Origin of the sequence: Neobacillus rhizosphaerae (assembly GCF_050477885.1) — a bacterium.
Taxonomy (GTDB): domain Bacteria; phylum Bacillota; class Bacilli; order Bacillales; family Cytobacillaceae; genus Neobacillus; species Neobacillus rhizosphaerae_A.
The window spans coordinates 1-10,868 of sequence record NZ_JBCNAC010000102.1 but is presented as its reverse complement, the minus strand read 5'-3'; the positions used below and the strand labels follow the sequence as shown (position 1 = coordinate 10,868).

The 10,868-nt window shown below is 38.0% G+C and carries 11 protein-coding genes and 2 pseudogenes; 10 read left to right on the top strand and 3 right to left on the bottom strand.

Translation table 11 applies throughout. From position 1 onward, the window contains the following. Positions 1 to 355 (bottom strand): hypothetical protein (locus tag ABES03_RS13785; RefSeq protein WP_430117832.1); only part of this gene is annotated, 355 nt, incomplete at its 3' end. Here ABES03_RS13785 and ABES03_RS13780 point away from each other — a divergent pair. Both ABES03_RS13780 and ABES03_RS13775 read left to right on the top strand, forming a co-directional pair. Next, positions 255 to 515, top strand: a pseudogene (locus tag ABES03_RS13780) (LytS/YhcK type 5TM receptor domain-containing protein); the annotation flags it as partial. The gene ABES03_RS13785 and the pseudogene ABES03_RS13780 overlap by 101 nt on opposite strands. A 186-nt stretch (positions 516 to 701) precedes the next feature. Continuing rightward, on the top strand, positions 702 to 1,364 hold the full coding sequence (locus ABES03_RS13775; protein WP_430117831.1) for an ATP-binding protein: 663 nt from the start codon (positions 702 to 704) through the stop codon (positions 1,362 to 1,364). 58 nt (positions 1,365 to 1,422) lie between these two features. Here the strand turns inward: ABES03_RS13775 and ABES03_RS13770 are convergent, their stop codons facing one another. Continuing rightward, entirely contained in the window at positions 1,423 to 1,563 is a 141-nt protein-coding gene (locus tag ABES03_RS13770; protein WP_309860805.1) for a YycC family protein, read from the bottom strand. 40 nt (positions 1,564 to 1,603) lie between these two features. Here ABES03_RS13770 and ABES03_RS13765 point away from each other — a divergent pair, with 40 nt between their 5' ends. Then, positions 1,604 to 2,332, top strand: a complete 729-nt coding sequence (locus tag ABES03_RS13765; protein ID WP_430117830.1) for a glycerophosphodiester phosphodiesterase — start codon at positions 1,604 to 1,606, stop codon at positions 2,330 to 2,332. An 11-nt stretch (positions 2,333 to 2,343) separates the two neighbouring features. Here ABES03_RS13765 and ABES03_RS13760 read toward each other — a convergent pair whose 3' ends face one another. Next, positions 2,344 to 2,577 carry a DUF2627 domain-containing protein gene (locus ABES03_RS13760; RefSeq protein WP_430117829.1) on the bottom strand — a complete coding sequence of 78 codons (234 nt, stop codon included), beginning with the start codon at positions 2,575 to 2,577 and terminating at the stop codon, positions 2,344 to 2,346. A gap of 174 nt (positions 2,578 to 2,751) precedes the next feature. Between ABES03_RS13760 and ABES03_RS13755 the strand changes: the two genes are divergently transcribed. The 7 genes and pseudogenes from ABES03_RS13755 to ABES03_RS13725 form a co-directional block, all read left to right on the top strand. After that, positions 2,752 to 4,824, top strand: coding sequence for a sigma 54-interacting transcriptional regulator (locus tag ABES03_RS13755; protein ID WP_430117828.1), 2,073 nt, complete (start codon positions 2,752 to 2,754; stop codon positions 4,822 to 4,824). A gap of 131 nt (positions 4,825 to 4,955) precedes the next feature. Continuing rightward, positions 4,956 to 5,861: a phosphate butyryltransferase gene (yqiS, locus tag ABES03_RS13750; protein ID WP_430117827.1), complete on the top strand. Its 906-nt coding sequence runs from the start codon at positions 4,956 to 4,958 to the stop codon at positions 5,859 to 5,861. Between the two features lie 31 nt (positions 5,862 to 5,892). Continuing rightward, the gene (gene bcd, locus ABES03_RS13745) at positions 5,893 to 6,996 is read left to right on the top strand and encodes a branched-chain amino acid dehydrogenase (RefSeq protein WP_307286867.1); all 1,104 of its coding nucleotides are present in this window, start codon (positions 5,893 to 5,895) and stop codon (positions 6,994 to 6,996) included. A gap of 91 nt (positions 6,997 to 7,087) precedes the next feature. After that, a complete protein-coding gene (gene buk, locus ABES03_RS13740) occupies positions 7,088 to 8,191 on the top strand; it encodes a butyrate kinase (protein ID WP_430117826.1) in 1,104 nt (367 codons plus the stop codon). 22 nt (positions 8,192 to 8,213) lie between these two features. Beyond that, positions 8,214 to 9,635: a dihydrolipoyl dehydrogenase gene (gene lpdA / locus ABES03_RS13735; RefSeq protein WP_430117825.1), complete on the top strand. Its 1,422-nt coding sequence runs from the start codon at positions 8,214 to 8,216 to the stop codon at positions 9,633 to 9,635. Between the two features lie 43 nt (positions 9,636 to 9,678). Continuing rightward, complete coding sequence (locus ABES03_RS13730) at positions 9,679 to 10,674, top strand: thiamine pyrophosphate-dependent dehydrogenase E1 component subunit alpha (protein WP_430117824.1); 996 nt, start codon at positions 9,679 to 9,681, stop codon at positions 10,672 to 10,674. A 12-nt stretch (positions 10,675 to 10,686) separates the two neighbouring features. Continuing rightward, a pseudogene (locus tag ABES03_RS13725) lies at positions 10,687 to 10,868 on the top strand (alpha-ketoacid dehydrogenase subunit beta); the annotation flags it as partial.

Genomic DNA, 10,868 nt, shown 5'->3' with positions numbered 1-10,868 from the left:
ATTGGTCTTTTATTATGGTTAGAAAGAACTCCCTAATTTTTTGTAAATCTGATAATATAAAGAATGCATGAGCTAGTTTAAAAAATCTGATTTTCATAAGTTTTGGTGCTGAAAGGATGTAAAACCTCTTGTTTGAAACATTACTGTTGAATTTCCTATTTATACTTTTACCAGTTGTCACTTTTTTAATCTTCTTTGAAAATAGGCCAAATTCTTTTAACAAAATAATTCTTATTCTTCTGTCAACAGTAACTATGGTTCTTTGTATGACCATCCCAATTAAATTGAAAGTTGGATTTATTGTTGATTTGCGGTACATTCCGTTTATTATTGTTGCACTTTTTGGAGGGTACAAAAAGGTATTTCCTCTTTATGTTGTATTAAATATATATCGTTATTATTTAGGCGGAGATGGAATACTTCAATCATTTTTATATTCTACGGGTGCATTTATTCTAATACCTGCTTTTAGTAAAAGGTTCATTCAATTAAGTTCTAAAAGGAGAATTTCTTCTGCTTCAATGGTTTCATTCCTAAATGTAGGGGTGTATCTCTTAAGCTTAAGTTTTTATTTTAATTCCTTAAATAGGGAATTTTGGACGCTCACATTTTATACCCTGACAACCTACACTGGAATGATGATCATCATTATGGTCCTAATAGAGCAAATAATTTCTAATTTAAAAAATCGAGAAAGATTTTTGCAATCTGAACGATTAAATGTTGTCAGTGAATTATCAGCTAGTGTTTCTCATGAAATAAGAAACCCACTTACGGTAACAAGTGGTTTTCTCCAGCTTTTATATGAATCCAAAACAATCAATCATGAGGAACGAAGATATGTTGAATTATCATTACAAGAATTAAATCGAGCTGAAAGGATTGTTAGTAACTATCTCTCTCTTGCTAAACCCCAATCAGAAAATATGGTTTACTCTGACTTTAGAGAAGATGCAGAATATATAAAGGATCTAATCATTCCTTATGCGACCATGCATCAAGTGGAAGTACAATTCTGTTTTAATAACACACTAAAGAAGCGATATGATAAGAACCAAATACAGCAATGTTTAATAAATTTATTAAAAAACGGAATTGAAGCTATGAAGGATAAAGGCGGCACACTAATCATTGATATTTTTGAACAAAAGCAAAATATAGTTTTTAAAATTCAAGATAGTGGAATTGGCATGACAAAAGAAGAAATTTTACGTTTAGGGAAACCCTATTATTCTACAAAGGAAGAAGGAACAGGTCTTGGAATGCTAATGGTATATAGTACCGTCAATAAGGTTAAGGGGAAAATTGAGGTAGAAAGTGAGAAAGGAAGAGGGACTACTTTTTTAATAACGATACCAGTTTAAGCCTTCATCCTATGAATGAAGGCATTTACTTATTAATATTTATTAAAGAGGAAACTTCTTATTTTTCTTGTTTCTTTTCCAATTCCATTAGTTTTTGGATTAGAATATGCTGTGGCATATGCATAAGCTGTTCTAGTGGAACGTTTAACTGCTTAGAAAGTTTGATGGCTGTTTCTGGCGATAATTGTAATGGTTTCATTATAAAGTTCCTCCATTTTTTGAAGTTGGGAAGTGAAAAAATGACACAGATTTTTGCGCATCGTGGTTATTCAGCTTCTTTTGCTGAGAATACAATGGGTGCCTTTTATGAAGCGGAAAAGGCTGGAGCAGATGGCATAGAACTCGATGTTCAATTAACAAAAGACGGCGAGATTGTCGTTATTCACGATGAAAAAGTGGATAGAACCACAAGTGGTACTGGATTTGTTAAAGATTTTTTATATAAAGAAATTAGAAATCTAAATGCTAATCATAAGGGTCTTAAAAAAGAATCGATCCCATCCCTAATTGAAGTACTGGAGTGGATGCGGACAAACAAGCTAATATGTAACATTGAACTAAAGAATGGGTTGATTCCCTATGAAGGAATGGAAGAAAAAGTCGTTCAGCTTGTTCGAAGGTATGGATTAGCTGATCGAATTATTATTTCCTCCTTTAATCACTATAGTATAGTCTATAGTTACAGGATAGCCCCAGAAATTGAAACAGCACCTTTATTTATTGAAGGGATTTATATGCCATGGATTTATTCACAATCGATTAGAGCAAGAGGGATTCACCCTAAACACTCTTCGATGTCGGATAATATCATCATGAATACTATGGATAACGGGATTGCTGTGAGACCGTATACGGTCAATAAGGACGTAGATATGCACCGGTTCTTTAATATTAATTGTACGGCTATTATTACTGATGATCCTGTGAAGGCGCTTCGAATAAGAAAACAATATGAAAAGAGACCATGACGGCCTCTTTTTTATTTTTTAAATCTCGTTTGTACTTTATTTTTTTTACGATCTCTATGGAAGATAAAACCAGCTACAAATCCTAGACCTCCGATAAAGAAAAGTAAGCCCACGATAAATTGTAGTAGTAAAAATGGAAAGGGGGCTTGGAGAATACCAAATGTCATATCACGCATTAATTTAATCCCTAAAGCGGCGAAAATTCCTGGAATGACTAAAATAGCAAGGGCGATAATCCGTTTCATATATAAATCCTTCCAAAGTTTAATTTTAATTAATGTTCTACCTCATCAAAATATTAGTACATAGATAAAATTTGTCAAGGTATCTGTTTGGTAATAAAATAAAACATGAAGTAAATTGCACGGGTTTGTTAGAATTAAATGAAAAAAATTTCTTTTTTCAAAGGGGTATTAATCATGCAAAACGTGATGATTGTTGGCGCTGGAAAAGGCGGTACTGCAATCTTAAAAATTTTGAAAGAATCAGAGGTGCTGAGGGTTGCAGTAGTAATTGACCGTAACGTGGATGCACCGGGCATATTATTAGCCAAAAAAGAGGGTATTCAAACAGGGACAAGCTGGAGGCAGTTTATAACAGGGAATATAGATATTATTATTGAAGTGACAGGAAATGACACGGTCTTTCAAGAGTTACGAGATACAAAAAATAAGAAGACAGTATTAATTCCGGGGAGCGTGGCTTTCCTAGTTTCACAGCTAATGGAAGAAAAAGAGGAATTGGTGCAAAAACACCAAAATGAATCATATCAACAGGAATTGATTTTCAATGCAACGAACGATGGGATGGTTGTTATTGATAATCATGGAAAAGTCATTTTGTTTAACAAGCGTGCAGAAGAAATAATGGGGGTGAAGAAAGAGCAGGCAATTGGCAAAAACGTAGTGGAGGTAATCCCTACAACCCGCCTCCCTTTGATTCTTGAGACTAGAAGAATAGAGGCAAACCAGGAAATGGTGCTAAGTAATGAAAGAAAAATTATTACGACACGTATTCCCATTATTGAAGAGAATGGAACGTTAATAGGGGCTTTCGCTGTTTTTAAAGATATAACAGAGGTGGTTAATCTAGCGGAAGAAATCACTGATTTAAAGGAAATCCAAACAATGCTTCAAGCCATTATTCACTCTAGTGACGATGCTATTTCAGTTGTTGATGAAAATGGACGAGGAATCCTTATCAATCCTGCTTACACACGTATTACCGGACTAACACAAGAGCAAGTAATTGGTAAGCCAGCGACTGCGGACATTTCTGAGGGAGAAAGCATGCATATGAAGGTACTCCAAACCAGAAGAGCGGTCCGTGGTACCCCAATGAGAGTTGGCCCAAATAAACGAGAAGTAATTGTAAATGTTGCCCCAATTATTGTCAAAGGAAAATTAAAAGGTAGCGTGGGCGTCATCCATGACATGTCTGAAATTAAATCTCTGAATCGGGAACTAAATCGGGCTAGACAGTTGATACGTAAGTTGGAGGCAAAATATACCTTCGAGGATATTATAGGTCATTCAGATGAAATGATGCTGGCGATTGAGCAAGCGAAGCTTGGAGCGAAAACACCCGCAACAGTCCTCCTTAGAGGAGAGTCAGGGACAGGAAAAGAATTATTCGCCCATGCAATACATAATGCAAGTGATCGAAAATACAACAAGTTTATTCGTGTGAACTGTGCTGCCATTTCTGAAACGTTATTGGAGAGCGAGTTATTTGGGTATGAAGAAGGTGCTTTTTCCGGAGCGGTAAGAGGTGGAAAAAAAGGCTTTTTTGAAGAAGCGAATAATGGCAGTATTTTTCTTGATGAAATTGGTGAGCTTTCTGCCAATACACAAGCAAAACTTTTAAGGGTACTGCAAGAAAATGAAATAACTCGTGTGGGTGGAACAAAGCCTATTTCTATTAATGTCAGAGTCATTGCAGCCACCAACGTTAATTTAGAAAAAGGTATTGCGAGTGGTTCCTTTAGGGAAGACTTATACTATCGTTTGAATCGAATGCCTATTCATATTCCGCCGTTAAGAAAACGAAAGCAAGAAATTCCTGTTCTCTGTGCGAGGTTAATCCTAAAAATTAATCGTGATTATGGAAGGAATGTTGAAGGAGTTACTCCTGCAGCATTATTTCAGTTAATGGGATATGATTGGCCAGGGAATGTACGGGAATTAGAAAATATACTTGGCAGAGCTATTATTTTTATGAATTACAATGAATCATTAATCGATGTACATCATTTACCTGAATTACAAAATAAAAAGAGTACGGACCACTCCCAGGCAAATTCTACTGATACTTTCAAATTAGGGCAATCCTTATCGGAAATAGTAGAGGATTATGAGGCGAAGATTATCCAACAAACACTTACTCGGTTGAATGGCAATAAAACATTAACGGCAAAAACATTAGGATTATCAGTAAGGAATTTATATTACAAGCTTGATAAATACAATATTGAAAAAAATAGCACGCAATAATTTTCATAGTATGAAAATTATTGCGTGGTGGTTGTGTGTGAAATGAAGCGTTTTCATATCTAAAAGTTGGCATGAAACTTGCATGTTAATAAAACGGAGTTGCAGGAAAAGGAGAAAGGGTTGATAACAACTTGTTGCTAGACTCATTAATTGAAAAAGCAACCCGGGAAGGCACTAATACGGTTGCTGTTGCTGCCGCAGAGGATGTAGAGGTAATTGAAGCGATTTTAGATGCAGTCGATCGAAACCTCGCTCGTTTTATCCTGTTCGGCGACCAAAATAAAATAAAATCTTTACTAGAAAAGAAAAAGTATGATGATCGGGGAAATAACTTATTAAAAATCGTTCATACAAATTCAACAATTGATTCAGCTGAATTAGCTGTAAAGGCTGTCTTTCAAAAAGAAGCCGATGTTTTAATGAAAGGGAATCTTCCTACCAATTTCATTTTAAAAGCTGTCTTAAATAAGGAATATGGCTTAAGAACGGGAAATGTGCTATCACATGTTGCATTTTTTGAGGTTCCTGGATTCGAGCGATTTACCATTGTTACGGATGCTGGTATGAATATTGCACCTGATTTGCAACAAAAAGCGCAAATTATTAATAACGCTGTTTCATTAGCAAAATGTCTAGGAATTGAAACACCAAAAGTTGCTCCTTTAGCTGCTGTAGAAGTAGTAAATCCTGCGATGCAGGCGACAGTAGACGGAGCCTCACTAACCATGATGAATAAGCGCGGTCAAATTCCTGGCTGCATCGTTGATGGCCCTCTTGCGTTAGATAATGCAGTTTCGGTATTAGCGGCAGAACATAAAGGAATCCAGAGTGAAGTAGCCGGCCAAGCTGATATTCTTTTGGTGCCGACAATTGAGGTTGGAAATGTATTATATAAATCATTAATTTATTTTGCTAAAGCGAAAGTGGGGGCTGTTATTGCTGGGGCTAAGGCGCCAATTGTTTTAACATCACGAGCAGACTCAGCAGAAAGTAAGCTTTATTCACTCGCATTAGCGTTATGTTGTGTTTCAAAATAGAGATTTTTAAAATTCGAGGAGGAATATGAACATGGAAATTTTCAAGTATTTAGAGACTTATGATTATGAGCAAGTGGTATTTTGCCAAGACAAACAATCTGGTTTAAAAGCAATTATTGCTATTCATGATACTACACTTGGACCTGCTTTGGGTGGAACACGCATGTGGACATATGAGTCAGAAGATGCAGCAATTGAAGATGCACTTCGATTAGCAAAAGGGATGACTTATAAAAATGCTGCAGCAGGTTTAAATCTTGGTGGAGGAAAAACAGTTATCATTGGTGATCCACGAAAAGATAAGAACGAAGAAATGTTCAGAGCTTTTGGACGTTACATTCAAGGGCTAAATGGAAGATATATTACTGCCGAAGACGTTGGTACTACGGTTGCTGATATGGACTTAATTCATGAAGAGACAGATTATGTGACAGGTATCTCTCCAGCATTTGGTTCTTCAGGTAACCCATCACCTGTAACTGCTTATGGTGTTTATAGAGGAATGAAAGCAGCAGCAAAAGCAGCATTTGATTCAGACTCTCTTGAAGGAAAAGTCATTGCCGTACAGGGCGTTGGGAATGTCGCTTACAACCTATGCCGCCACTTACATGAAGAAGGAGCTAAGTTAATTGTAACTGATATTAACAAAGAAGCTGTTCAACGTGCGGTTGAAGAATTTGGAGCGCGTGCCGTTGATCCTAATGAAATTTATAGTGTTGAATGTGATATCTATGCTCCTTGTGCATTAGGTGCAACAATAAATGACGATACAATTCCCCAATTAAAAGCGAAAGTAATTGCTGGAGCTGCAAACAATCAATTAAAAGAAACTCGTCATGGTGATCTTATTCATGAGATGGGCATTATTTATGCTCCGGATTATGTAATCAATGCGGGTGGAGTCATTAACGTTGCGGATGAGCTTTATGGATATAACCGTGAACGGGCATTAAAGAAGGTTGAGCAGCTTTATACAAGTATTGAAAAGGTAATCGAAATCTCCAAACGTGATGGTATTCCAACCTATCTGGCTGCCGATCGTATGGTTGAAGAGAGAATTGAAAGAATGCGTAATTCAAGAAGCCAGTTCCTTCAGAACGGACATCATATTTTAAGTCGCAGAATCTCAAGATAAACAAATTCGTGGAATAAGATTAGGGCAGAGCGCTGAATAAGATATTCAGCGTCTTTGCCTTTAGAAAGATGTCTAAAATGGAGGTAACAACGTGCTAGATAAAGAATATCGAATTCTCATCATCAACCCAGGCTCAACATCCACTAAGATCGGAGTCTTCGATAACGAAGTTTCAATTTTTGAAAAAACCATTCGTCATGATGCAGAAGAAATTAATTCCTATACCAATATCATTGATCAATATGAATTTAGAAAAAACACGATTTTGGAAACACTGGATAATGAAGGAATAAATATCTCTAAATTATCCGCAGTTTGCGGTCGTGGTGGTTTGCTTCGTCCAATTGAAGGGGGCACATATGCTGTTAATGATCGAATGCTTGAGGACCTGCGGGCTGGTTTTTCAGGGCAGCATGCATCAAACCTGGGTGGAATTATTGCCTATGAAATTGCATCAGGATTAAATATTCCATCTTTTATTGTAGATCCTGTCGTTGTAGATGAACTCGATCAGATTGCTAGAATTTCCGGCTTCTCTTTGATTGAAAGAAAGAGTATTTTTCATGCGTTAAATCAAAAAGCAGTCGCTCGAAGAGTAGCAAAGGATCTTGGGAAAAAGTATACAGATTTGAACTTAATAGTTACCCATATGGGAGGCGGTATCACCGTTGGCATACATAAACAAGGGAGAGTAGTTGATGTGAACAACGGTCTACACGGTGATGGACCATTTAGTCCAGAGCGTGCCGGAACAGTGCCTGCAGGTGATTTAGTTGCCCTTTGTTTCTCAGGAGAACATTACCGTGAAGAAATAATGAAAAAACTTGTTGGTCAGGGTGGACTAGTAGGCTACCTTGGAACAAACGATGCAATAAAAGTAGAACAGCGAATAGAGGCTGGAGACCAAGAGGCGAAGCTGGTGTATGATGCCATGGCCTATCAAGTGGCAAAAGAGATTGGTGCCGCAAGTGCTGTTCTATCAGGAAAAGTAGATGCCATAATTTTAACGGGCGGTCTTGCGTACGGAAAAGGCTTTGTGAAATCTATCACCGATCGGATAAATTGGATTGCAGATGTTATTGTCCAACCAGGTGAGAATGAACTTCAAGCACTTGCAGAAGGAGCACTTCGAGTCCTTCGCGGGGAAGAAGAAGTGAAAACGTACCCAGGAAATTTTTCAACTGCAAAAATCTAAGGAAAATGGGGAGGAAATACAATTGGCACAAGAATACGATTTAGTCATTCTTGGCGGGGGTACTGGCGGTTATGTTGCTGCCATTCGCGCCTCACAATTAGGACTAAAAACAGCTATTATTGAAAAAGGGAAACTTGGTGGGACTTGTCTGCATCAAGGGTGTATCCCAAGTAAGGCACTACTTCGAAGCGCAGAAGTCTTTGCTACAGCCAAGCATAGCGAAAACTTTGGAGTAGTCACTGGCGATGTGTCTGTTGATTTTGGAAAAGTACAGGAAAGAAAAAATAAAATTATTGATCAGCTTCATAAAGGTGTTCAACATCTAATGAAACAAGGCAAGATTGATGTTTTTCATGGAATTGGCCGCATCTTAGGTCCATCTATTTTTTCACCAATGCCTGGAACGATTTCGGTTGAGATGAACAATGGTGACGACAATGAAATGTTAATTCCTAAAAACGTGATTGTAGCAACTGGTTCAAGACCTAGAACACTTCCAGGACTTGAGATTGATGGAGAATATGTAATGTCTTCAGATGAAGCGCTACTGCTTGAAGCACTTCCAAGTTCAATTGTTATTGTAGGTGGAGGTGTCATTGGAATAGAATGGGCATCTATGCTTTCTGATTTCGGAGTAGAAGTGACGGTTATTGAGTATGCTGATCGAATTATTCCGACTGAAGATAAAGAAATCTCCAAAGAGATGCAACGGTTAATGAAGAAAAAAGGAGTTAAACTGGTAACTAGCGCGAAAGTACTTCCAGAAACACTCGTAAAGGATAATGGTGTGCGCATAAGCGCTGAAGTGAAAGGTGAACAGAAGGAATTTAAGGCTGAAAAACTTCTGGTATCTGTGGGACGTCAAGCGAATACTGAAGGAATCGGACTTGAGAATACCGAAATTCAAGTTGAAAAAGGCTTTGTTGTTACAAATGAATTTTTCCAAACGAAGGAATCACATATTTATGCCATTGGTGATGTAATTGGTGGTTTACAGCTGGCACACGTTGCTTCCCATGAGGGTATAGTAGCTGTTGAGCATATCGCTGACAAGAATCCGTCACCATTTGACTATAATCTTGTTTCAAGATGTATTTACAGCAATCCAGAGGTTTCTAGTGTGGGAATAACAGAGGAACAAGCAAAAGAAAATGGGCATAAAGTGAAAATCGGGAAGTTTTCCTTTAAGGCGATTGGGAAGGCCCTTGTTTTTGGAGAATCAGATGGATTTGTGAAAATTGTTGCTGATGAAGAGACCAATGATATTCTAGGGGTGCATATGATTGGTCCACATGTGACAGATATGATTTCTGAGGCAGGGCTCGCTATGGTATTAGATGCGACACCGTGGGAAATTGCTCATACCATTCATCCACATCCAAGTCTTTCAGAGGCAATTGGTGAAGCCGCACTAGCGGTTGACGGGAAGGCAATACATTCATAAGTAAGTTGCGGTTATTAGTGAACAAATGGGAGGTAAGAAATAAATGACTGAAAATCGTCATGAAGCTTTAGGATTAAACGATGGAAAAGTTTTAGAAATGTATGAAACAATGCTTCTAGCCCGTCGTATTGATGAACGGATGTGGTTATTGAACCGTGCAGGTAAAATACCATTTGTCATCTCATGTCAAGGACAGGAAGCAGCACAAGTAGGAGCTGCATTTGCACTAGAACGAGAAAAGGATTATGTTCTTCCATATTATCGTGATATGGGTGTTGTGTTAACATTTGGTATGACACCAACAGAACTAATGCTTTCAGGGTTTGCGAAAGCAGAGGATCCAAATTCAGGCGGACGACAAATGCCAGGACACTTTGGTCAAAAGAAGAACCGAATTGTAACAGGATCTTCGCCAGTTACTACTCAAGTTCCACATGCAGTAGGAATTGCACTTGCAGGGAAAATGGAAAGAAAAGATCTAGTTACATTTGTAACCTTTGGTGAAGGGTCATCGAACCAGGGTGATTTCCATGAAGGGGCTAACTTTGCAGGCGTGCATAAACTTCCAGTCATTTTCATGTGTGAAAATAATAAATACGCAATTTCTGTTCCAATTGAGAAACAATTAGCTTGTGAAAAGGTATCTGACCGTGCGATTGGATATGGTATGCCAGGAATCACTGTTGACGGAAATGATCCATTAGAAGTTTATAAAGCAGTGAAAGAGGCTGCCGATCGTGGCCGTCGTGGAGAAGGGCCAACGCTTGTTGAAACAGTTTCTTACCGTCTTACTCCACACTCATCTGATGATGATGACCGTTCTTACCGAGCACCTGATGAAGTAGCAAAAGCAAAAACGCAAGATCCGATTATTACATTTGGTGCGTATTTAAAGGAAACAGGTGTCTTGAATGATGAGTTGGAAAAAGAAATAAACGACCGCGTGATGAAGCTGGTGAATGAAGCTACAGATTATGCTGAAAATGCGCCTTATGCTGCACCAGAAGAAGCGTTGAAGTATGTTTATGCACAGGAGTAAGGGGGATATAACATGGCAATTATTTCATATATTGATTCAATAACTATGGCCATTCGAGAAGAAATGGAACGGGATCCTAAGGTTTTTGTATTAGGCGAAGATGTAGGGGTAAAAGGCGGCGTGTTTAAAGCTACACAAGGCCTGTATGAACAATTTGGCGAGGAACGCGTCATCGATACACCTCTTGCTGAATC